21 protein-coding genes are annotated in these 23,217 nt (G+C 46.7%); 9 read left to right on the forward strand and 12 right to left on the reverse strand.

Annotation, left to right across the window (positions count from 1 at the left end):
• Positions 1-2: 2 nt before the first annotated feature.
• The gene (locus GCE9029_RS04425; protein WP_062661208.1) at positions 3-692 is read right to left on the reverse strand and encodes a DUF2982 domain-containing protein; all 690 of its coding nucleotides are present in this window, start codon (positions 690-692) and stop codon (positions 3-5) included.
• A gap of 346 nt (positions 693-1,038) precedes the next feature.
• On the opposite strand from GCE9029_RS04425, the gene GCE9029_RS04430 reads away from it, so the two are divergent.
• Both GCE9029_RS04430 and GCE9029_RS04440 read left to right on the forward strand, forming a co-directional pair.
• Positions 1,039-1,416, forward strand: coding sequence for a MarR family transcriptional regulator (locus GCE9029_RS04430; protein WP_062661209.1), 378 nt, complete (start codon positions 1,039-1,041; stop codon positions 1,414-1,416).
• Positions 1,417-1,769: 353 nt separating this feature from the next.
• A complete protein-coding gene (locus GCE9029_RS04440) occupies positions 1,770-2,171 on the forward strand; it encodes a hypothetical protein (RefSeq protein ID WP_062663120.1) in 402 nt (133 codons plus the stop codon).
• Positions 2,172-2,205: 34 nt separating this feature from the next.
• On the opposite strand, the gene GCE9029_RS04445 is transcribed toward GCE9029_RS04440, so the two are convergent.
• Together GCE9029_RS04445 and GCE9029_RS04450 are read right to left on the reverse strand one after the other, a co-directional pair.
• The gene (locus GCE9029_RS04445; protein WP_062661211.1) at positions 2,206-3,615 is read right to left on the reverse strand and encodes a basic amino acid/polyamine antiporter; all 1,410 of its coding nucleotides are present in this window, start codon (positions 3,613-3,615) and stop codon (positions 2,206-2,208) included.
• A 208-nt stretch (positions 3,616-3,823) separates the two neighbouring features.
• Complete coding sequence (locus GCE9029_RS04450; RefSeq protein ID WP_231870037.1) at positions 3,824-4,342, reverse strand: hypothetical protein; 519 nt, start codon at positions 4,340-4,342, stop codon at positions 3,824-3,826.
• Positions 4,343-4,539: 197 nt separating this feature from the next.
• Between GCE9029_RS04450 and GCE9029_RS04455 the strand changes: the two genes are divergently transcribed.
• Positions 4,540-5,178 carry a thiopurine S-methyltransferase gene (locus GCE9029_RS04455; protein WP_062661213.1) on the forward strand — a complete coding sequence of 213 codons (639 nt, stop codon included), beginning with the start codon at positions 4,540-4,542 and terminating at the stop codon, positions 5,176-5,178.
• Positions 5,179-5,243: 65 nt separating this feature from the next.
• On the opposite strand, the gene purT is transcribed toward GCE9029_RS04455, so the two are convergent.
• The 7 genes from purT to sbcB all read right to left on the reverse strand — a co-directional run bounded on the left by purT (position 5,244) and on the right by sbcB (position 11,879).
• A complete protein-coding gene (purT, locus tag GCE9029_RS04460) occupies positions 5,244-6,419 on the reverse strand; it encodes a formate-dependent phosphoribosylglycinamide formyltransferase (RefSeq protein ID WP_062661214.1) in 1,176 nt (391 codons plus the stop codon).
• 188 nt (positions 6,420-6,607) lie between these two features.
• A complete protein-coding gene (locus GCE9029_RS04465) occupies positions 6,608-7,492 on the reverse strand; it encodes a DMT family transporter (RefSeq protein ID WP_082804274.1) in 885 nt (294 codons plus the stop codon).
• A gap of 121 nt (positions 7,493-7,613) precedes the next feature.
• The gene (gene cdd / locus GCE9029_RS04470; RefSeq protein ID WP_062661215.1) at positions 7,614-8,501 is read right to left on the reverse strand and encodes a cytidine deaminase; all 888 of its coding nucleotides are present in this window, start codon (positions 8,499-8,501) and stop codon (positions 7,614-7,616) included.
• A 149-nt stretch (positions 8,502-8,650) separates the two neighbouring features.
• Positions 8,651-9,340: an LrgB family protein gene (locus tag GCE9029_RS04475; protein ID WP_062661216.1), complete on the reverse strand. Its 690-nt coding sequence runs from the start codon at positions 9,338-9,340 to the stop codon at positions 8,651-8,653.
• 3 nt (positions 9,341-9,343) lie between these two features.
• Positions 9,344-9,688 carry a CidA/LrgA family protein gene (locus tag GCE9029_RS04480; RefSeq protein ID WP_062661217.1) on the reverse strand — a complete coding sequence of 115 codons (345 nt, stop codon included), beginning with the start codon at positions 9,686-9,688 and terminating at the stop codon, positions 9,344-9,346.
• A gap of 135 nt (positions 9,689-9,823) precedes the next feature.
• Positions 9,824-10,333 carry a winged helix-turn-helix domain-containing protein gene (locus tag GCE9029_RS04485; RefSeq protein WP_062661218.1) on the reverse strand — a complete coding sequence of 170 codons (510 nt, stop codon included), beginning with the start codon at positions 10,331-10,333 and terminating at the stop codon, positions 9,824-9,826.
• A gap of 121 nt (positions 10,334-10,454) precedes the next feature.
• On the reverse strand, positions 10,455-11,879 hold the full coding sequence (gene sbcB / locus GCE9029_RS04490) for an exodeoxyribonuclease I (protein ID WP_062661219.1): 1,425 nt from the start codon (positions 11,877-11,879) through the stop codon (positions 10,455-10,457).
• 402 nt (positions 11,880-12,281) lie between these two features.
• Between sbcB and GCE9029_RS04495 the strand changes: the two genes are divergently transcribed.
• Positions 12,282-13,400 carry a hypothetical protein gene (locus tag GCE9029_RS04495; protein WP_062661220.1) on the forward strand — a complete coding sequence of 373 codons (1,119 nt, stop codon included), beginning with the start codon at positions 12,282-12,284 and terminating at the stop codon, positions 13,398-13,400.
• A gap of 42 nt (positions 13,401-13,442) precedes the next feature.
• On the opposite strand, the gene GCE9029_RS04500 is transcribed toward GCE9029_RS04495, so the two are convergent.
• Positions 13,443-15,506 (reverse strand): EAL domain-containing protein, encoded by a 2,064-nt coding sequence (locus GCE9029_RS04500; RefSeq protein WP_062661221.1) that lies wholly within the window; start codon positions 15,504-15,506, stop codon positions 13,443-13,445.
• Positions 15,503-16,813: a GGDEF domain-containing protein gene (locus GCE9029_RS04505; RefSeq protein ID WP_063856843.1), complete on the reverse strand. Its 1,311-nt coding sequence runs from the start codon at positions 16,811-16,813 to the stop codon at positions 15,503-15,505. Before GCE9029_RS04505 ends, GCE9029_RS04500 begins: the two co-directional genes overlap by 4 nt.
• A gap of 319 nt (positions 16,814-17,132) precedes the next feature.
• Between GCE9029_RS04505 and GCE9029_RS04510 the strand changes: the two genes are divergently transcribed.
• The 5 genes from GCE9029_RS04510 to GCE9029_RS04530 all read left to right on the forward strand — a co-directional run bounded on the left by GCE9029_RS04510 (position 17,133) and on the right by GCE9029_RS04530 (position 23,215).
• Positions 17,133-17,981: a TauD/TfdA dioxygenase family protein gene (locus GCE9029_RS04510; protein WP_062661222.1), complete on the forward strand. Its 849-nt coding sequence runs from the start codon at positions 17,133-17,135 to the stop codon at positions 17,979-17,981.
• Positions 17,982-18,617: 636 nt separating this feature from the next.
• Positions 18,618-20,273: a peptide ABC transporter substrate-binding protein gene (locus GCE9029_RS04515; RefSeq protein ID WP_062661223.1), complete on the forward strand. Its 1,656-nt coding sequence runs from the start codon at positions 18,618-18,620 to the stop codon at positions 20,271-20,273.
• 8 nt (positions 20,274-20,281) lie between these two features.
• The gene (locus tag GCE9029_RS04520; RefSeq protein WP_046303313.1) at positions 20,282-21,229 is read left to right on the forward strand and encodes an ABC transporter ATP-binding protein; all 948 of its coding nucleotides are present in this window, start codon (positions 20,282-20,284) and stop codon (positions 21,227-21,229) included.
• Positions 21,230-21,239: 10 nt separating this feature from the next.
• Positions 21,240-22,256 carry an ABC transporter ATP-binding protein gene (locus GCE9029_RS04525; RefSeq protein WP_062661224.1) on the forward strand — a complete coding sequence of 339 codons (1,017 nt, stop codon included), beginning with the start codon at positions 21,240-21,242 and terminating at the stop codon, positions 22,254-22,256.
• Positions 22,253-23,215 (forward strand): ABC transporter permease, encoded by a 963-nt coding sequence (locus GCE9029_RS04530; RefSeq protein ID WP_046303311.1) that lies wholly within the window; start codon positions 22,253-22,255, stop codon positions 23,213-23,215. Before GCE9029_RS04525 ends, GCE9029_RS04530 begins: the two co-directional genes overlap by 4 nt.
• Positions 23,216-23,217 lie beyond the last annotated feature (2 nt).

Consider the following 23,217-nt stretch of genomic DNA (forward strand, 5'->3'; position numbering starts at 1 on the left):
AATTACTCTTCTGCGGGTGTTCTGCCCGCAGAAGCTAAATACTGCCGTGTTAACCCAACAAAATCCTCTAATGGCCTATCCAAGAGATCTTCACTGACAAACACGTCATAACCCAGCAACTCCCGAGTGTACTTCATTCTGTTCGCAAGCATGGCGACTAGTCCTTTGTAGACTTTGCCACTTTCTGATGTATAGGGTGTGTCGTCGAACATCATGTCCTCAAGTTTGCTATTCATTGGCTCTTCTGCGCGTCGGTAAGCGCTAAGCAAAAGCCCTCGCTGCTCCATGATGATTTGACCTGCTAGACGGTAACTGATGCCTTCCAGGAAAGGTTCGTAGTCTTTCAGCCTGACGCCAAACCAAGGTAGGGATTGATGCCAACCCTCCTGCGAAACGGAAGGAATGCCAATCTGATAGATGTTTCGCCACTTCAGGCTCCAGCCACCCTTCGGCGTGTGGTGCTGTATGTGCATGTCTGTGAGAGAAAAGGAGAGACGTTGTTGGTCAATAACAAAGCCAATATACACACCCAGTGAGCCCAGAAGGCATAAACCAATCAAGGCTGGGATAGGTTTGACCTGAGGGTTCAGCAAGATAAACGTCACCACCACCATCGCCAGGATCAACACAGCGACGCGGAAGTATTTACCTACTTGTTGGTGGGGAGGGTAAATCAGCAAACGTTTACTCACTTGGTGGTTGTTTCCTTATCTTACCTTTTTAAAGCTTAGTTCGATCACTAAAGCTTTGTTGCTTGACTGAATACTATCGGTCGAATTCCAAACAAAATAAAGTGTAGTTTCCGACACTTGGCTCAACTTTCATTCTCAGTCGTCGTTAGTGCTACAAAACGCGGGGGATTTTTGGTATAAAACGCGCTTTGTTTTTAACTCTGCTTGATACCGAAGTGGTGATAAAAGGCTGGTTTAGGGAAGTAAAACAACGCTTTTGCCTTCCCAAACGGGCTTTTGGAACGAGTATTCGCTTTCGAAGACTGTCGGTAATTTTCAATGCAGTACGTCGGAGTAGGACGATTTAATGAAGATCTCTCACAAACGTAAAGTTCAACTTAAGCTTCAGAAACACATTAAAGCAGCAAAATCTGCATCAGCAGTTGTTGCGAAGAAAGAAGCGCCAGTAAAAGCGGTTAAAGCGGAAAAACCGGCAGTTGAGCAAAAAGTGGAAGCACCAGCCAAAGTGGTTGCGGAAGTTTCGCTGACCCCTAAACAACAGCAAGTGTTGGATATCGTTCGCGAGAACGCGGAAGGTATCAACCCGAAAGGTATCGGTCTGGCAGCAGGTCAGGAAGATTCTAAAGCGGCATCTTGGGCGACAGGCGCGCTGAAGAAACTTGCTGAAGAAGGTGTTGTAGAGCGTATCCAATCTGGTAACAAAGTACTGTATAAAGCACTTTAATCGTACACAGATCTAAGCTTGAAGAACCAGCCTACGGGCTGGTTTTTTTGTAGCCTTTTATCGGCGCTCTTTAACTGTGTGTTAAAGCCCTGTAGAGAACATTGGTGGGTTTTCTGGACAGAGAAAGTTATTCGCTGATCAAGCCCAAACTTCTTGTTTATTTGCGAGATTAATCTCGAAAAACACATATAGTGGATGATAAGTTGAACATTAACCAAGCAGGCTTTCGATAACGTCTCAGGCTTCGACATTCTATTTTTTGCTTGCCAGTTTGGAGCTAAGAAACACTAAGAGCCGAAACAGAAAAAGCCGCTTGGAATATCTCTAGAATGATAAAAGCAACAGGATTTGCTATGACGGGATATTTAGACAGTACAGATAAGCAAAACCATCATGTCGTGAGCTTTGATTACACGCAGTTCCTGTGTGAATCCAGTCGCCAACACTGGACGTTTTTTGAAGCACTCACGGCTCAGCTCAGCCGATTCAAGCGTCGGCAGGTTGAAAGTTACGAAGGCTTCTTTCCTAGCGAAGCGTTTACGCTTTCGGTCTCACATTCTCTCTCATCACTTTATAGCGATGTGTCTAATGTTGTCACGCTGGTGGAAGAGGCCAAGAGGCAGCATATTGAAGCATTGAATGTATTTCTTCCCTACGCTCTGGATGCAGTAGAGCTGGATAAGATCCGACGGAAAACCGGTGCTTTGATTACCCAACATGAAGGAGACCGGGACTTCCTTCAGGTTAACCTATAACGAAAACACCGCCTGGTACGCGGTGTTTTCTTTTCTAGAGCTTCACCCCTTCAGCAACTAAGTAAACGCCATAGACACTGGCGAAGATAATCACACCCAATAGAATCTTATTTCTCATATTAAAACCGGGCTTTCCAGATTCCTGCATTGCATTAATGTAAAAAGCCAAGCCCGGCAGATAAAGCAGCGTCGCCAGCAAAAGATGGTGAATGCCGGATGCGTAAAGCAGCCAGATGCCGTAAACGGTCGCCAAAAATGCAATGGCTTTTACTTTGAATGTATCGAGTTCAGAGAAAGACAGCTTCATTAGATAAGCAGCCACGAGCAGGTAAGGCACCAGAATCATTTCCGACGCGATGGTCAGCAAGTCGTCATACCCGCCACCGATCATGAACATCAGAATAAGGCAAAGCTGCACTGCGCAGCTGGTTAGCCAGAGAGAATAAGTTGGTGTACCGTTTTGATTTGTTTCTGCAAATATTTTGGGAAACATGCCTATCTTTGCTGCAGTGTATGGGGTTTCTGTCGCCAGCAATGTCCAGCTTAAATACGCACCGGAAACTGAGATGATAAGACCTATGCCGATAATGGCTGCGCCGATTTCTCCTATCAGGGTTTCGAGGATCTTTGCCGCTGAAGGGTTTTGCAGTTTGGCAAGCTCAGGCGTTGAAACTACTCCCATAGAAAGTAAGGTGACGGACACGTACAGGAACAGGCAAATCAACAAGCCAAGAATGGTTGCGCGTCCGACATCTTTGGTGTTCTTTGCCCGGCTAGATACGACGACAGCTCCTTCTATACCAATAAACACCCATACAGTGATCAGCATAGTTTGTTTGATCTGGTCAAACAGACTTGGCTCGTTAGCGATGTTCACTCCGGTGAAATCAAAGGTGAACGTGTCCCATTTGAAGGCAATAAACGTAGCGATGATAAAGACGATAATCGGGATGAGCTTGGCGATGGTAGTAACGTAATTGACGATAGCGGCGGTTTGTACACCTCTCAAAACCAATGTGTGAACCAACCAAATAAGCACTGAAGACAATGCAACTGAGAGAAGAGTATTTCCATCTCCAAACAGTTTGAAAGTAGGGGTATCAAAGAAAAGCCCGAGTGTACTGAACACAATCACAAGATAGGAAACGTTCGCTACCGCAGCACTAAGCCAGTATCCCCATGATGAGAAGAATCCACACAAGTCGCCAAAACCAGCTTGCGCGTAGCCAAAGACTCCACCCTGAACTTCAGGTTTACTTAAAGTGAGTTCTTGAAAGGTCAGAGCCAGACATATCATGCCAAATCCGGTGATCAGCCAGCCAAGGGTCACCGCCGCAGGGCTCGCAACTGCCGCCATATTTTGAGGAAGGCTGAACACACCTGCACCGATCATGGATCCTATGACCAAGGCGGTCAGTGCTTTTAAATCCAATTTATTGCTCAAAACCAAGTATTCCTCGATCGCACTTCGTGAAGGCTGAGTATAGGCAACGACTTAGCGCGACAATCTGTTCAGAAATGGGAAATTATGGCTTGCTGATGCTGTTGAAACCGCAATATTTATCTAGCTTCTGAAAAGGTTTCGCGGCACTTAGATCGATAATGACTCCAAGCGCCGCGAGGCAGTGTTCGATATTGTTTTGAGGTGCAGATCAGTGAAGTTGCTCCGGGATACCAGAAATCACGAAACCCGGTGTGTGGATTTCCGATTCTGACACAGACTCTGCAAATTGACTGAGCTCACCGAAGCCAATGACAGCGGCTGAGGTGTCAGATGCCAGTGCTTTATTCATTAGCGCCTGTGCATCGTGGGTTGCAGTTGGGCGCGCAATACGGATTTGTGATTGTTGAATGCCAGCCTTTGTAAAAAGCGAAAGAGAAAAATTAGATGGTGGCGCAATCAGGGTGATCCACTTGTGGCTCTCTGCGAGGCTTTTCAACAATCTCAGCAGGTAAGCCAGCTCGCTCATATTGTTCTGATAGATATTCACAGAGACCAAATCACAGGAAACGGAATCACCAGATAGTAAGGCGTCATTGCTTTGAAAGCGATGAGCTTGGTGAAAGCTACGTGCACCAGCGGCTAGACGTGCGTAATGCTCGCGAACGGCAGAACGGGTCATATTGGTATGGTGAACGGATTGGTTGATCGCAAACGACTGTTTCATCATGTTTTCCTGTACGAATATCCAATACTGTATGTGTATACAGTAGTTATAAATTAATCAAAAAACAATAGAAAAGTGGAAAACATCGCGAAGTTGATCACGAATATGATCCTTTTCGCCTTGGATAAATGGTTTTTTCCGGCTGAGTGACACTGTTAAGATGTCGCCCTTATGTGGAAAGCAACAACGAGAAAAACAACATGGATCAGGAATTCTGGCACAGCCGATGGGCAGAAAATCGCATCGGTTTTCATCTCTCCGACACCAATCCGCTTCTGGTGAAGTACTGGCCTTTGCTCAATCCAAAACGTGAGGATGCGGTTTTCGTTCCCATGTGTGGAAAGTCGATCGACCTGAGCTGGTTGGCGACCAAGCACAACGAAGTCGTCGGTGTTGAACTGAGTGAAATTGCTGTTCGTGCGTTTTTTTCAGAGCATCTTTATACGCCGACGGTCACGTCGATGAGCCCGACGATGAAGCTGTATCAATTCGATGAGCTGTCTATCTATGCCGGTGATTATTTCACTGCGCCGTTAGAAACGTATCCTCTGATTTATGATCGCGCTGCGCTGATCGCCATGCCGGAATCCCTGCGCCAACAGTATGCTGAAAGGCTGTTGTCGCTTCTTAAACCGGGCGGACGCATCTTGTTGGTGACGCTTCATTATCCCCAAGAGCAAATGGATGGTCCTCCATTCAGTGTGGAGGGTGACGAAGTACGCCGATTGTTTAATGGCTATAAGATCACCCATCTAAACCGAGATGAGCAGGCGGATAGACCCCCTAAAGGTAAAACCGCGGATTTCTTTGCAGAAGAAGTCTGGTTGATAGAGTCGTAATAAATGTAATGGAAACAAAAACGCCACCTGGTAAGGTGGCGTTTTTTATGCGCGATTGTCGGGGTTTAGAAATCCACCTGAATAGATGAAGCGACGCTCACGGCTTTGCTGACGGCAGAATCGGTATTGCTATCAGTAGCCAGTGCAACGCCTAAACGACGACGGCCGTTAATGTCTGGCTTACCAAACAAGCGAACCTGGGTATCGCTGTAACGTAATGCTTCAGTGAGTCCCTGAAAACTCAGGTTGTCTGACTTACCTTCTGCAAGGATAACAGCAGAAGCTGACGGTCCAAACTGACGAACCGAGTTTACAGGCAGGCCAAGGAAGGCGCGAACATGGAGGGCGAATTCAGAGAGATCCTGAGAGATCAGTGTCACCATGCCAGTGTCATGTGGGCGAGGGGAGACTTCACTAAACATTACATCATCGCCTTTGATGAAAAGTTCCACACCAAACAGACCATAACCACCCAACGCAGTGACCACTTTGCGCGCAACATCTTCAGCAGCTTTGAGTGCTTTTTCACTCATTGCCTGTGGCTGCCATGATTCGCGGTAATCGCCGTCTTCCTGACGGTGGCCGATGGGTGCACAGAAATGAATGCCATCGATAGCGCTAACGGTCAGCAGAGTAATTTCATAATCGAACTCAACGAACCCTTCGACGATAACTTTACCTCGGCCAGCTCGACCGCCTTCTTGCGCGTAGTCCCAGGCGTATTGAATGTCAGAAGCAGATTTCACGACGCTCTGCCCCTTCCCAGAGGAGCTCATCACTGGTTTAACAACACATGGAAAACCGACTTGCTCAATGGCTTTTTCGAAGACTTCCTGAGTATCAGCAAACGCGTAAGGAGAAGTAGGAACCTGGAGTTCTTCGGCAGCAAGTCGGCGAATACCTTCACGGTTCATCGTGAGTTGTGTCGCTCGCGCGGTTGGAACCACGTTGAGTCCTGATTTTTCCAGCTCAACCAGACGATCGGTAGCAATGGCTTCAATCTCTGGCACAACATAGTCAGGTTGTTCCTCAGAAATTACGGCAGCAAGTGCATCACCATCCAACATGTCGATCACATGACTGCGATGGGCAACTTGCATCGCTGGCGCATCAGCGTAGCGATCGCAAGCGATGACTTCCAAGCCAAGTCGTTGGCATTCAATCGCCACTTCTTTACCAAGTTCACCAGAGCCTAAAAGGAGGACGCGGGTCGCGCCTGGACGGGTAGCAGTACCAATCATGATTTTCTTCCATTCATTCAAATGTCTGGCCGCAATTCTACCTTAAGCAAACGTTTGCGCAAACGTTTGTTTCTTCCTGGAGACACTTGAAAATCTTTTGTTCTGGAAAAGCTCAGAAGGGGTGAATAACAAAAGCCGCTCGATTTGAGCGGCTTAGGGGGTGTTTACGGTTAAAAGTCTTGGTGCTATCAGCGATTGGCCGGTTTTCGCGTTTCCCAATGGGTAATAAAGAACACCGCAGCAACAATGATCGCGGCGCCAAGCCAGAGTCTCCCCGGCGGTACCCAACCAAATACCAGAAAGCCGAATAGAACATTCAGTGGCAGTTTTGCATGGTCAAATGGTTGTACGAAAGAAGCATCCGCCACGGCGTAAGCCTTGGCAATTGCCCACTGAGCCAGTGCGGTCAACAAGCCAGCCCCCAAGAGCATCAACCAAACAGTTTGACCGCTTGGCATCGTCCAATCAGGCGCTGCCAACAGAATGTTGAATGGCGTAATCAGCAATAGAAGATAAACAACCATGGTGGTTGGTGAATCGTCGTGCGACAGCTTTTTCACCATCAGTGAATAAGTGGCCCAGAAGAAGGCTGCACCCACTGGCAGGAGTGTTGCCCAGTTAAAATCGTCAGCCCACGGCTCCAGTATGATCATGGCACCAACAAAACCGCTTAAGGTTGCAAACCAACGGGCAGGACCCACTTTCTCACCGAGGAAAAGACCTGAGCCAATGGTGGCAAACAGCGGTGAAGTCATCAGAAGCGCAATGCCTTGCCAGATTGGGACAGGATAAGCTAGTGCCCACAGCCAGAGTTGGATACCGATGACCGAGAAAAAGACACGCAGGCAATGCATGCCAAGGTGATCGGTTTTCAATGCCTGACGGATTCCCATGGTTTTCAGCCAAGGGAGCATGACAATCAGTGCGATGAAATACTGGACAAATGCCACTGTGGTAGAAGGCAGCTGCATTTTGAAGCTCACATACTGCGCGAGGCTGTTAACCATTGCGAAGCATAGTCCGGCGGTAAGCATCCATGTGGCGCCAAGAATAGGATTGTGTTGTTGGCTCATGTGCGTGTAGGAAATAGAAAAAGTGTTCCGATACTAGCGAAAAAAACGTGCTTGGGAAGGGGTAAACGTAAAAACGCCGGGATTATCCGGCGTTTTTTGATTTAAGTGCTTCGGCCGTACATTAAATCGCGAGGTAACCCAAAGGAATATCTGGGTTTAACGCTTCAAGCATTGCCTGAGTGTCTTGAAGGTGGCTGTTGTTGGCATTGGCTGTTTCAACCAGAACTACGTCCTGAATATCAGCCAGAGGCGTATTTGCCAGGTTCATTAAATTCAGTGCGACCTGAAGCGGAGGTAAACTCGGATTAAATGCGGCATTTTCCGCATACATGCCTGTGTAGACATTTCCTTTGGTATCGCGAATCGCAATACCACTCAGGTTGCGGGTGTACGGTGCATGGCTTCGGTTGGTCGCATCTACTGCAGCTTGGATGAGCTCATCGTCTTCCTGCGCTGTGAGGCCATGATTAACCGGAGCGAGCAACGGCTGATCAATACCAAGGTCTGACGGACCAAATGCTTCTGGCAGGTAGCTGTGCAGTAGTTTGGCGTCACGCTCAGGTAATTGAACTTCTAGCGACTCCGCTCCTTTCAATTCGTTCATGAACTGACGGCAGTGGCCGCAAGGGCTGTAGTTGATGGTAATGTCAGTGAGTTGAGTTTCGCCTTTCAGCCAAGCATGGCTGATAGCCGATTGCTCTGCATGAACAGATTGATTGAGCTGAACACCTTCGTATTCCATGTTAGCACCAAGATATAGGCGGCCAGTTTGGCCACGCACAATCGCGCCAACATAGAACTTTGAAATTGGGGCAACAGAATAAGCAGCGGCAATTGGCAACAATGCAACGCGCGCTTCGGCATCTGAAAGGCCAGTTTCTTCAAGCAGCGCTGCAAAGTCCTGAGCGCTGATTGTGGCATCAAATTCGGGTGCAGAGACAATCTTAGTCACTGCTTCTTTGAACGGAGTAGGTAAAGCTGCAATTGCTTCCTGAACGCTAGCTCGCATGTTCGCTCCAATGCTCGTGTTATGGGAGAGTATTCTAAAGCTAACTAGGGCTAAATTGATGTGATCATGATCACTTAAAAAGTGCAATGGATTCTGTCATTGCACAAATTAGGGTGAACTCACATGATTTCGATTTCATTTGAGATAGGTCAAAATCCCGTGTAATTAACAATATAAACAATAACCGGATAGATGAAGGGCGCGAGAATGGTCGTGATGATGCCGCAAATGACCAAGGCCAGAGAACTCATTGCGCCTTCCTGATAATTGCTCTCAGCGGCCTTCGCGGTCCCAATAGCATGCGAGACTGCGCCAATGGATAATCCTCTCGCCAGTGACGACTTAACTTTCAGCGCATTTAAAAGTGGATATCCAATCAATGCTCCGAAAAGTCCAGCAATCACAACCAGAGCTGCTGTAACGGCTGGTATACCGTCGATATGGTCAGCGGTGCTCAATGCAAAGGGTGTTGAAACCGACTTGGGTAAAACGGATGCCGCAATTTGCAGATCGCCACCTAACCAAACTGCAATCAACGAGCCCAAAACCATAGAAGCAATACTTGCAAGGGTGCAGGTAATCAAAATGGTTCGCCAGTGCCGATGGATGACATGCATCTGTTCATAAAGCGGGTATGCCAGTGCAATCACTGCGGGTCCCAGCATAAAGTTAATGACTTTGTTCTGGTCAAAGTAGATTTGATATGTGTCGCCGCTGTAAATCACCATTGGCATTAATACCATCAGGCTCAGTAGCAATGGATTAAATACTGGGTGACGCAGTTTCAGCGCGATCTGTCTGGCGATGGCGTAGACGATCAATGTTGCGATGATCCACATTGTTCAGTTTTCTTCCCTTTCTCTATCCAACCATTTTGCCATGACTACTAATACAACCAGTGAACTTAAAATCGTTGCGCCTAATAGGGGCAGCGAGTCAGATATCAGCAGCGTAAAATGATCCATTAGCCCCATGCTGGCTGGAATAAAGAACAATGGCATGACCATGATGAGCAAGGTACAGGCACCTTTGACCCATCGACCGGGAACGATACCTGTGGTCAGACTGACGAAGAGCAGCAGCATGCTGACGATACTGCTGGGAAAAGGCAGATGTAGAACTTCAGTGATGAGGCTGCCAATCGCGTAATAAAATGCTATCAGCGCGAATCCAATTAAGTAGTTCACGTTTTAGGCTCGACTGGTTAGAAATATCGACATTCTAATACGAGTCGGGATATGAAACCTTGTCCAATTCGAGGAAGATCACACTGAAAACAAAAAACGGTAGCTTAAGCCACCGTTTGTTTTTGATCAGTCAGTTCAGATGAAGTAAACGACGCTGGCCGCAACAGCCACCATCACTGCGACTGTGGCGATGAAAATATGGGCGTTTCTGGGATTTGGTTGTGGTTCGGCAATAGCTTCATCAATGTTGATGTCGAGTTCGTCTGGCTCGGAAGGGTCGGGTGGGAGCTCATCCTGTTTTTGATATGTTTTCTGAGGAAGAGCAATTCGATAACCATGGTCGCCGACAACATCCAACGGAAGCACTTTCTCACCTTGTCGGTAAGATTTAGCGAGCAAAGCGCAAATACTGTTTTGATGCTGAGAGAAGGATGAATCTGGCAGTGAAGTCGCTGTGTAGAGCACTCTTGCCGAAAGTACTTCGCCCGCATGGTAGCAGAGCATCTCTAGCAATCGACATTCTTCATAGGTCAGTGTCGTGACAGTCCTGTCACGCCAATACAGGGAACGGCTCTCGGGTTCGAAATCCACATCTGAAAATCGGTAGCAGCGACTGTTGACCTTTGTGACCATCTCATTTTCCACACGGCAATCTCTTATAAGAAAAGTGTGGACTCAAATCACAGAAATTCAAATGAAACGCACCTGAAAATACAGGTGCGTAAAACGAACGTCACACGGTAAACGCTTGATCTATCGCGAGAGCCTAGGAAACCAGCGATTCGACGTAGTGATAAACCGATTTAAGAATCTTAAATTTTTTATCATCACTTTGGTTTGCTTCAGCTAGCGCTTCGAGATTTGCCATATAAGCAGGCAGTTCTGCCTCAAAATAATCACGGCGATGCATGTGCCATTTTTTCTGTTCGCTGTCACTCAATGTGGATGGGTAATTACGCGCACGGAAGCGGAACAGAAGTGGTTTGATGCGATCATCAGAAACCTGAATATCTAATGCTGCCAGATTCTCTGGTTTGGTCTGGCGAATGATGTCCATTGTCGAACGATCGGACGGGGAGAAGAAGCCGTCATACAGAGCCGCATCAACATTGCCGGAAGACTGGTAATCCGGCTTTTCCGCATAAAGCGCGACAAGCTTTTCTCGCACTTCAGGGTTTGCCTGAAGCTTTTTCAGGTTATCCAGACACTGTTGGCGATCAATACCTAATCGCGCAGCGTCTTCAGGGCGAAGGGTTTTTGCTTCAGCCAATACCGGGCACTTGTTGATATGGATGAGTTTGATAGGCGCTGGCAATTCATCTGGTGCTAGGTCTGAGTGTTTGGTGTACAAACGTTCACGAAGCGCATCGGTGTCCAAATCAAACAATGGCGATGGGTCTCGCGCTAAGTCAACCGCAATCACGGCGTTCTTGTTCTCAGGGTGCCATGCGACTGGAACAATCCAGCTTGTGTTACCACGCTCAGTGCCAAACATACCTGAAACATGCACCAGCGGCTTCATGGAAACCACATCAATCAGAGGTGTCAGCTTGTTTTTGTTGCGATAGGTGTAGAGATAATCAAACAGACGTGGCTGGGCAGTTTTCAGTTTCTTTGCCATTTCTATGGTGGCGTGAACATCTGCCATCGCATCATGCGCATTGCTGTGTTCGATGCCATTCGCCACAGAAAGATGCTCCAACTTAAAACTGATACTGCCTTCACTGTTTTCCGGCCATTCAATCCCTTCAGGACGGAGCGCATAAGCTGCGCGCATGGTATCCAGTAAGTCCCAACGCGAGTTACCGTTCTGCCAGCTCCAGCCGTAAGGGTCAAAGAAGTTGCGGTATAGCGTGTAGCGCGTTACTTCATCATCAAAGCGGATGTTGTTATAACCCACAGCACATGTACCTGGCACTGAAAGCTGCGCGTGAATTTTGGCAATAAACTCAGGTTCTGGCAGACCTCGACTGATCGCGGTTTGGGGCGTAATGCCTGTAATCAGGCAAGCTTCTGGTTGTGGCAGATAATCATTTGGCGGCTGACAATAAATGACCAACGGTTCTCCAATGATGTTGAATTCTTTGTCTGTTCTGACGCCCGCAAATTGGCAAGGGCGATCGAGGGCAGGGCTGGTTCCAAAGGTTTCATAATCAAAGAAGAAAAAGGTGGGTTCGCTGGCTTGTGTCACGGTGTTATCCAAGGGTTTGATAGACGGGAGGATGTTACCGCAATTTGTCGGAGAAATCTTGTCTCTCTAACTTAGTTTGGTCTTGATGGTAGAAAGCATTACTTGGGCATAATGCTATCTCTACTTTTTCACCAGGATATAAAAGGCCTAAATTTTTGGTTCCGGAATTGTAAGAATTCCATTTTATGGGAAGAAAATACTGTAGATGAGCCTAAATTCAATCTCTTATTCCAGTAACTGAGATTGACAGTTGCATGTTATTAATCTTCTCCTTTGAGTCATATTTTTTCTGACTGTAATTTGGTGGTTTTTATATATATTCCCAGATGGTTTCATGATTAATACAATTGGATTTCGAATTATACCTATAACTTTAAATGGGATAATTCAGGAGTTCTATTCATGAAATCAGAAAAATTAGAATTGAAAATGATTTCACTTTCACGTCCTCTAGTTATGTTAGTCATAACTTTGTTTTTAAGTGCGTGTACAAGTGGAACAGTAACCCGCTCATTTGATGAAATTACCTCAGATTTTGATAATGAAGGCTTGTTTTCTCAAATGTTTGGTTGGCCATTTCAGAGCAAAGTTTTATCTGTTTCTGGGATGCTTCCGGTTCCAGATTTAGGAGAAACTTGCAATACATCAGGTCGACGAGGTGCGTTTACTATCTTTTGTTACAATCCGCACAAGCCTACTTATTCTGCGACCTTCAATTACTTGGGCTCTGATGTTGGTACTCAAGAGTCTCATCGTTATTTGAACAAACTGAAATCATTGGAAGCAGAAATCGGTGCTTATCAGAATCTTGTTGTGCAAAGAGCATTGATAGATGTTCAATCCGAAGACAAAAAATGTTCGAGAAAGCCAGAAGACGCAACGAAACAATCGGCTGACTGCACTCAACTGAATTCAAAGTACACAGACTTGGATGAGAAGATTGAAGCACTGGCCGAGAGTATCAATCAGATGCAAGTAGATAATGGTGTCATCGCTTATACGTGGGAGGCAAAAAGCAGTGGAGGAGGAAGTGCAACTGCTTCCGAAAATAATAAAGGAGTCGTGGATCTATCCAAAGGGATTTCAGGATACGCATTATTACATGGAATTAGGATTAAAACCCTTGTCATTGGGAATGATTTTAATGATATGTACTCAGAAATGTCTGGGGGTTGGTATCCGAAGCAATTGAAGATGCCAACAACCATTATTCAGGCGCGTCATATTGTCTATGGCAGTGTAGAAAATGTTAATGCAATAATTGAGGCTGCAGTTAAAGCATCAGATGTAAAAGGCGTGAAGATCAAGGATATTGAGGCGAAAGTTAACCTAGCATTACGTCGTGTTTTATCCAACCGAGGAGCACTTTCCCTAATTTCATATGAAAGGAAGCGATTAAATAGATATGGTGAGGGTGAACTCAATGGAACTAGTGGCCAGGAGTTACCTTTTCTCACTACCTATGCTGTTTTCACTAATTTGACAGATCTTTTTGATTCCGCACCATCGAAAATGTTTTAGACGATGTAAAACAGGCCTCGATAGAGGCCTGTGAGATAAGAGTTATACCGGCATTGGTTTATGCACCAGATAGCCCTGTAGATAGTCGATACCTAAACGTTTAAGGTAATCGGCTTCCTCTTCGGTCTCTACGCACTCCGCCACAATGGTGATTTTCAATGTGTCAGCAATCGAGCGCAGATCTTCAATGATCGTGCGCTTCACAGGATCGGTAATACAGTTGCGAACCAGAGAACCATCAATTTTTACGGTATCAACAGGCATGGTCAGCAGCTGATTATATGTCGCGTGACCAGCACCAAAGTCATCCAGAGCGAGCCTGAATCCTCTTTCTTTCAGTCTATTGAGGTTTTCCTGTAATAACTCAGGGTTGTCGATAGAGCCTGATTCAACCACCTCGATGTTGACCTTGTTAGGTTGAATAGGATGAGAATCTACCCATTCAATTAGCTCAGATACCGCCACACCATCACTTAAATATTCTGGAGTAAGATTCACAGAGCCGTATTCAAAACTGTCCTGATCCAACTGACTGAGGTAGACAAGCTGACGCATGACGATTTTGTGCTCTAACTGTTCGAGATAACCTAGCTTCTGGGCACAATGAAAAACAATACCCGTATTGAGCACTTTACCGTCGAAGAAGAAACGGCTGAGTAACTCGAAACACACTTTATCCGGGTTGGCAATGTTCAGGTAATTCTGGCGTAGGATCTGAACGTTGCTGACATCCAGCTCTTCAAGCATGGCAATGTAGTCATCCAAGCCTGTGTCATCGCAATCAACCACATGACCTGGCGTTCCTTTGTCGCCAAGACGCATGTTGACGTTGAGTCGATTAACAGCCTGTTTAATGCGGATCCCCTTACGGCAACGGCAGTAATGGATCTTTTCTGGATAGAAATTTATCTGACGTTGCTCAAGGTAGTCATCCAGTTTGGCTGGAATGGCTTCCAGTTCGGCAATAGCGTGCTCAGAGTTGCTGGTAAGTATGATTAGCGCTGATACGTCATAGAGCATATAGCACTGTTCATACAGGGCAGTGTGTCCCTCAAAGAAGCGGGAAACTTGACGCAATATGCTGTCACGCTTTTCAAGGGGGTACTTGAATACTGGCCGCAGGTCGAGTGCCGCCACAACAAAGTCTTCTTTCGCGGCTGAATCTGCATCTAAACGCTGGTAAGAGCCAAAATTACTCTGCTTATCGAAGTACAAACTTTTGAGGTTTCCTTCAATCTCTACGCGTAATGATCTTTTGTACTCAAGCATAATGTAAATGATCAGTGAAAACATGAAGAACAGGGATAAACGTGTATTCAGCGTGTGGATGTCATCGTAGGCTTCAGAATGAAAAATCATACCAAAACCAATGATCATCATTAATGTCTGAGCCAATTCGGAAAAGTTGAACACGGCGAGCGTCACCAGCGGCGCCAAGAGTAAATATGTCAGGTAAGGTGCTGTTGAATTCGTGTCGGTGTAGTTAAGCACCAGCAAAATGCCGACGATCAAGAAACCTTTGCACAACCAATCACTTTTGGAAATCTTGAGCATGGATGTGAAATAGTCTTTCACGGCATTTGGGTTTTTCACACCATATAATGCCAGCGCGATGATCGGGGCGGTGATCAAAATCGCGATAGAGTCGGTCAGGTAAAGGTTCAGAGCGGCATCAAGGCCGTATTTGTTTGGCGCTAACAGTGCCAGTATTAAAGCGCCAACACTGGGTGCGACAAATACGTAAAAGCAGAATGCAACGCGGACTGCATGAGGATGTCTACGCATGCGTTCGAACGCGACGACTGAAACGTACAGCGTAAACGTCATGAATAAGGTGTACATATAACCCACACCACTAGGGATAGGGTTAATGAAGGTGTAAAAAGTCATTAGAGCGAAAAACTGCCCCACAACACCGGCTTTGCCGTACATGTAACACACAGCCACCATAGCCCCTGTGGTCACTGAGAAGAGCTGTGCATTAACCCAGCCACCCATTGGGTACCAACCCAACTGGGTGCAAAGCAGGACCAATGCAAACGAAAATAGACCAAAGAACGCGTCGTTGTTCAAAGAGCTTTTCGGAAAAGAGAGAGAGTATTTCACGCCAGGGTTACCTTATTGCGACCGCGATGTTTTGACTGATACAAAGCAGCGTCAGCCGCCTTATATGCTTCCGAAAATGTTGTGTTTTTCGCTATGTAACCACCGATAGAAACTGTGACGGATAAACCGAGAATTTCTTTGCTGGCAATAGCTTGTCTTATTTGTTCTGCTTTATCGAAAAGAGCACTGTGTTGGATGCCTTTGAACATCACAACAAATTCCTCTCCACCCCAACGAACGGCGATGTCTTCAGCGCGTATTTGCGTTGCGAGGATTCTGGCGCAGGTTTTAATGACTTCATCGCCTTTCTGGTGGCCATATTCATCGTTGATCTGTTTGAAGTGGTCTATATCCATCACCAACATGGCAAAGCTGTTCATGCGGTTGAACTTGGGCTCGTAGTAATCACGCCTGAATAAGCCAGTCATTTCGTCACGCTTGATAGAACGGTCGCGGCGACGGAATGAGTGGAAAGCCAGATGGAAAAGAGCAGCGAGCAATATCGATGGCCCAAAAGTCGTTCTCAAAATATCCAGATAGTGGAATCCGGCTTGATACGGACCATCATTTGCGCAAGGCAGTTCTCCACTCTCAGAGTAAATATTGTTCGGCCCATTAATGTTGAGCACGGTGTGATGGTCAGCATTGTATTGGTTGATAATGTCCTGAGTCCGACTTTCCTTGATGTCCACTGCGATGATGGCGTTTAAAGCCTGATCGTTGTGTATCGGGAAATAAATGGTACGAATACGTTCCTGAGTTTCACTTTCTATGTAGGCCTCAGTCATACGCGTGATGCAACCATAGAACTCGCGATAGGTATTACTCAGGCGTTCGCGCTCAACCATTGCGTTGACGCGTTCGCTGGGAATATAGGTAGAAAATGATTCAAGATAACCTGGGCGCAATGGATAGAACACACCGTAGCGGCTTGGGACTTCAAGCACGACGATAGACCACACTGATTCTGGAGCGCATTGCTCTAACTTGTTGTTAAGCATGTCCAAACCATCGGACAAGTTTTTAACTGGGGTCTCGTCTTCGCGCACCACTACGCTGATGTCGCCAAAATTGTGCACGCCATTGTGCATGGTGACAGACTGCGAGTTGTTATAAAAAGGTCCAAAACGACGAATAGTCGTGTACAAGCGACGATAATCATCGTCGATCTTCTCGATGAGCTGCTTTGTGTGTGCCATGTTGTAAAGCTGATAGCTGGTGGAAATCACCAACAACATCAGTAAGCACAGCTTTAGAAATGACAGGAGATGTAACTGTTTAACAGAACAGTCAATTTTCTTTGCCATTACATGTCTTGTCATCTCGAATTAGGCCGCTTGTAAATGTGATCTGAGTTGGGTTTTTGCGGCGAGTGTAAACTTTTTATCCGTTTGATCAACGAGGAAATTTTATCGTTATCATGAGTGAATTTGATTGTTGTGCTTGTGTAAATTGAAATGGTTTCTGATCGATATAATTTGGTATGAAATCAAAAGGGTGTAGAAAAGGTCATACTACTGGCTAGACCTAAATACATGAGATGCTGTTAGGTAAGCCATGACAGCTTTGTTGCGGCATACTGTCAGGAAAATTAGCGCTCGCTTAAGAACAAAGGATGGTAAAACAGTGGAAGTAATACCTTGTAATACAACGATTGGTGCCGTGATTTCCGGCGTTGACCTTGCTCGTTGTGACGCCCAAACTTTTGAGGGCGTTTACCAAGCTTTTTTAAAGCACAAAGTGGTTTTCTTCCGCGACCAGTTTCTTTCCCCCGAATCCCAACTTAGACTTGCCGCCAGATTTGGGGAGCTGGAAGCCCCACATCCATTTTTCCCACACGTCTTTGCTTACCCGCAAGTCAGCGAGATAGAAACTACACTCGGTAACCCGCCAGGGAAAAGCTATTGGCACACTGATATGACCTGGCAATCAGCACCGCCAAAATGTTCGGTACTTTGCGCCCAACACCTTCCAGATGAAGGAGGGGATACCATTTGGGTGAATATGGAAGCGGTATACGCTTCGCTTTCGGAAAAACTGAAACAAAGGTTGGACGGGAAAACCGCGATGCATGCCGTTCACGGCTTTGCAGGTAGCCGGTTTGATGACGTGGGCAGTGGAGGGGAAAGCCTTGTGGACAACATTTCAAAAGATATGAAAGCGGTTCATCATCCGATTGTTGTCAAACATCCCGAAACCGGGAATCCAACCCTATACCTGAATGAGCAATTCACGCGATCGCTTGATGATAAATATTTGGAAGATGAAGGCGTAACGCTCACAGATCTTTTTGCCAGAAGTCACGCGGCTGATTTTCAAGTGCGCTTCCAATGGCAAGAGGGCAGTGTAGCTATTTGGGACAACCGCTGTACCCAGCATTTCGCAGTGACTGACTATGGTGACAAGCCAAGAAAGTTGCATAGAGTGGTTGTAAAAGGAACAGAGCCGAAAGCCTACCTGCTCAATCACGTCTGAAAGACAGAATCATAAACTGTGATAGATGGATTCCTCATATATGTTTGTCTGAGTGGTTCCATTAACAATTCACTCAATACAACTGACTGTCTAATGTAGATTAGGTAGTCAGATATTTCATATTGAATCCCATTCAAAGAACTTGATCAGAAAGCAAGAACCTCCCTTATTCCCTCAAATAAAGCTTAACTATTCCTCTGCCCAACGGCCCGGAAATGGCGGTCAAGACAGGTCGATACTGCATTAAAACTGGGTGTTTAAATGCTTATAACCAAGCTTTAATCACATCAAAACCACAGTCTCATGAATGAGAATGAATTTGTGGGCAGAATGTCTGGGTAAATATTCATAATTGTTTCCAATCTCGTCCCAGTAACTGTCTGATTTGAATAATTTAAAAATGTTAAAAATAGTGAATTGCGACCTACATTCATATTTATGTCAGTGACAGGTTCCTTTTGGATGAATTGTAGGCAGTATGGTGTCGACATCATATGAAACATATGTTTAACATTACGGGAATATGCGCCATTTTTCTCTGCATCTTGTTTATTTGGGGCTGACAACACCAACTGGTTTGCGCATAAGTTGTCGCGTAATGGATTTGCCCCGTTTGGTTACAAAGGAACTGATAATATGAAAAAAACGATCCTCGCTATGGCGATGGCAGCGCCACTGGCACTTTCTGCAGCATCTGCAAACGCCGAAACTCTGAAGATAGGCATGTCTCAGTACCCTGAAGGCCTGCACCCAACCTTGGTTTCAAATGTTGCCGCTTCTTATATCTTGAGCACGTCCTACCGCAACAGTGTTATCTACGGAAAAGACTGGTTACTGCAGTGTAATACCTGTGTTGAAGTCCCAACTTTTGAAAACGGTCTTGCCGAGCGCATCGCACTGGACGATGGTCGTGAAGGCATCAAGATGACTGTGGCTATCAAAGATGACCTGTTCTGGGGCGATGGTACGCCTGTGACAACCAAAGATATCCTCCTTGGTTACAACATTTCTGTCGATGAAAGAGTAGGTAACCCTGGACTGCAAGAAGCCAAGACAGTCGAGAAAGTCGTGGCTTTGGATGATAAAAATTTTGAAGTTTACTTGAACAAAGTGACGTTCAAGTACAACACTTTTGTGCCAGACGCATTACCGGCGCATATCGACGGTCCTTTGTATGAAAAAGACCCTGCCAGCTATCAAAAAACGACCAAGTACTCTACAGACCCAACTAACCCGGGTTTATACTTTGGCCCTTATGTCTTGTCGAAAGTAAACGCCGGTAGTTTTATTACTGCAACGCCGAATCCTCACTGGAAAGGTAAAGCTCCTTCGTTTGATGAACTGATTTTCAAAACGGTTGGAAATACAGCGGCACTAGAAGCACACCTGATGTCAGGTTCGGTTGATTACTTGCCAGGTGAACTGGGACTTTCACTTGATCAGGTTCAGCAACTCGAAAAACGCCATGGTGGCAAATTCAATGTTCATTACGAACCAGGTCTTCTGTATGAACATTTAGATACCACCATGGATAACCCACACCTTGCCAAGAAAGAAGTCCGTCAGGCACTGCTTTATGGAGCGAACCGTCAACAGTTGGTTGACAAGTTGTTCGGTGGTAAGCAACCGGTGGCAAACACCAACGTCAGCCCAAGAGACAAAACGTACTACGCAGATGTTAAGAGCTACGAATACAACCCAGAGAAAGCGAAAGAGCTTCTGAAGCAAGCAGGTTACACACTGAAGAAAGGTGTGATGGTTGATGGTGAAGGAAACGAGCTTCATCTGGAACTGATGACTACCGCGGGAAATAAAACCCGTGAACTGGTTCAGCAGGTGCTGCAGTCTCAGTGGAAACAAATCGGCGTGAAAGTGTCTATCGTAAACCAGCCTGCGCGTGTTTATTTCGGTGAAACACTGAACCAACGTAAGCACAAAGGCCTCGCGATGTTTGCATGGTACTCATCACCAGAGAGCCCACCACGTACCACACTGCTGTCTACCAACATTCCTACTGAAGAAAATGGTTGGTCTGGCCAAAACTACATCGGCTACAAAAACCCAGCGATGGATGAACTGCTGAACAAAGTAGAGAAAGAGCTCGATACCGAGAAACGTAATAAGATTTTCCATGAAATCCAGAAAATCTATGCCGAAGATCTCCCAGCTCTTCCGCTGTACTTCCGTTCAGACAGCTTTGTTAAGCCAAAATGGCTGGAAGGCGTGACGCCAACAGGTCACATGTTCCCTTCTAGTAACTGGGTTGAAGAGTGGTACAGCACCAAGAAGTAGGAGCTTTTATGGATCAGACGATACTGGATGTTCGTCAACTGCGGGTAGCCTTTAAAGGCTACCCAGCTGTGAACGATATCAGCTTCCACATTAAGAAAGGCGAGATACTTGGTGTCGTCGGTGAATCAGGGTGCGGCAAGAGTCTTGCCGCCCTTACTCTGATGGGCCTGCAACCGAAGGTGATGAAAGCCAGTGGCCAGGTGGTATTTAATGGCGAAAACTTACTAGCAAACAAAGAAGCAGATTGGCAGCAGGTCCGTGGTGAAGGTATTGCCATGATTTTCCAGGAGCCAATGACTGCATTGAACCCGGTTGTGACTGTCGGTGATCAGATCGCTGAAATGTTCGAGTTGCACCGTGGTAGTAACAAGGTTGAAGCGCAAGAGCGCGCAATTGAAATGCTGGAAAAGGTACATATTCCTGATCCGGTTCGACGTGCAAAAGCCTACCCACATGAACTCTCCGGTGGGATGCGACAGCGCGTAATGATTGCCATGGCACTAGCATGTGAGCCGGAACTGATTATTGCTGACGAGCCAACAACCGCGCTCGACGTAACAGTTCAGGCTCAGGTTCTGGATTTGCTTGAAGAGCTTCGTGATACCACGGGGACTGCGGTTCAATTTATCAGTCACAACTTGGGTGTGGTTTCGCAACTGGCTGAACGCGTTATCGTGATGTACGCCGGGCGTATTGTAGAGCAGGCAACGGCAGAAGAGCTCTTTGCTAACCCTCAACACCCTTACACTCAGGGACTTTTGGCAACGCTGCCAAGAATCGGCGGCGCACGTGACGTTCTACCTGCCATTCCAGGCGCTGTACCACCACTTGATCAACGTGGACAGGGTTGTCCTTTCGCAGACCGTTGCGGAAAAGCAACGCCAACCTGTGTAGCAACCATGCCGGAAGAGGTGGAGCTGAACGCAGTACATACTGTGGCCTGCCACCATATCTAAGGACGGACCTATGACATTATTAAAACTAGACAACGTCTGTCAGCGCTATCCCATTGGCAAGAAAGGCTGGCTTGGGAAACCTGCGCAAGAATTGCGAGCGGTAAACAAAATTTCACTTTCCCTGAATAAAGGGGAGACGCTCGCCATTGTAGGTGAATCAGGGTGCGGCAAATCAACACTCGGCAGAATGGTCGCTCTGCTGGAATCACCGGTTGAAGGTGGCGTTGAAATTGATGGCATCCAAACGGCCGGATTAAAAGGGCAAGCGCTTAAAGACCTTCGAAGAAAACTGGGACTGGTTTTCCAGGACCCATATTCCGCACTTAACCCAAGATTGCCTATCTCTGAGCTGGTAGGCGAACCACTTGACGTCTACAACGTAGGCGACAAAGCATCGCGCAAAGCCAAAGTGATTGAGGCTTTGAAAGCCGTTGGCCTGAGCGAAGATGCACTTGATCGTTACCCACATGAATTCTCAGGTGGTCAGCGTCAACGTATCTGTATCGCCCGTGCTCTGGTGCTCGATCCCAAACTGATCATTGCGGATGAACCTCTGTCTGCGCTCGATGTGTCTGTGCAAAGTCAGGTATTGAACCTGTTTGCCGAGCTTCAGCGCGAACGTAACCTTTCTTTCTTTTTCATCAGTCATGACATGGCGGTGGTTGATTATCTTGCCGACACCATTGTGGTGATGTACCTCGGTCAGGTGGTTGAACAAGCGCCACGTGATGCATTCTTCTCTAAACCGGCTCATCCATACAGCCAGGCTCTACTTGCAGCAGTTCCTGAAGTAGGCAAGGGCAAACGTAAACGTGGTCTGGCGCTTCAGGGTGATGTGCCGAGTCCTATCGATCCTCCAAATGGTTGTACTTTCCATCCTCGTTGCGCAAAAGCAACAGAGAAGTGTAAGACGGAAATTCCGGTTGCTTCAGCCTATCAAGACGACAGCAAACACATTGTTGCCTGTCACTATCCGGGAGAAGTGATCGACGTAAAAAAGATGGAGTCTGAGGAGGCCACGGTATGACGCAATTTTTGATAAGCCGGGTGCTGCAGAGTCTGTTTGTTCTGCTCCTCGTTTCGTTCGTTTCTTATGCCTTGATTGGCCTGATGCCAGGTGACCCGATCGATTTGATGGCGACATCCGATCCAAACATGACTGCAGAAGACATTGCGCGTCTGAAAGCGCTACAGGGTTTAGATAAACCGCTGATCGAACGTTATGGCAACTGGCTGATAGCGGCGTTACAGGGCGACTTCGGTTATTCACGCTTGTACTACAAGCCTGCGGAAGATGTGTTGATTCCTGCGGTTTGGAACACCGTCAAGCTGGTGGGAATAGCAACCCTGTTGTCATTGCTGATTGCTATTCCTGTTGGTGTGATTGCTGCGTTGAAACACCGTTCTTGGGCTGACTATGTGATTAGCTTTGGTGCTTTTGTGGGCTTCTCTACGCCAGCGTTCTGGTTGGCGCTGATGCTGATTCTGGTGTTCTCCGTGACATTGGGTTGGTTACCTGCTGGTGGTACGGGTGAAGCGGAAGGCGGTGGTTTTTGGATTCAAGCCAAACACCTGATTCTGCCAGTGATTTCACTAACGGTACTGAATGTCGCGAGCCATTCCCGTTATGTGCGCGGCACCATGCTGGAAGTGATGCGTCAGGATTATATTCGTACAGCGATTGCCAAAGGCGCATCGAAAACCCGCGTTATCTGGAAGCACGCTTTGCGTAACGCCATGATCCCGTTGGTGACCATTATTGCTTTGGATATCGGCTTCCTGCTTTCAGGTGCACTGATCACGGAAACCGTGTTTGCATGGCCAGGCATGGGTAAATTGATTTTCGACGCCATCATGGGTAACGACTACAACCTGGCACTGCTCGGTTTGATGGTGATTACCTTCACAGCGCTGCTTGGCAACCTGTTGGCAGATATTGCCTACGCCAAGCTTGACCCACGCATCAGTCTGACCAAAGGAGCATAAGC

Origin of the sequence: Grimontia celer, assembly GCF_900055185.1 — a bacterium.
Lineage (GTDB): Bacteria > Pseudomonadota > Gammaproteobacteria > Enterobacterales > Vibrionaceae > Enterovibrio > Enterovibrio celer.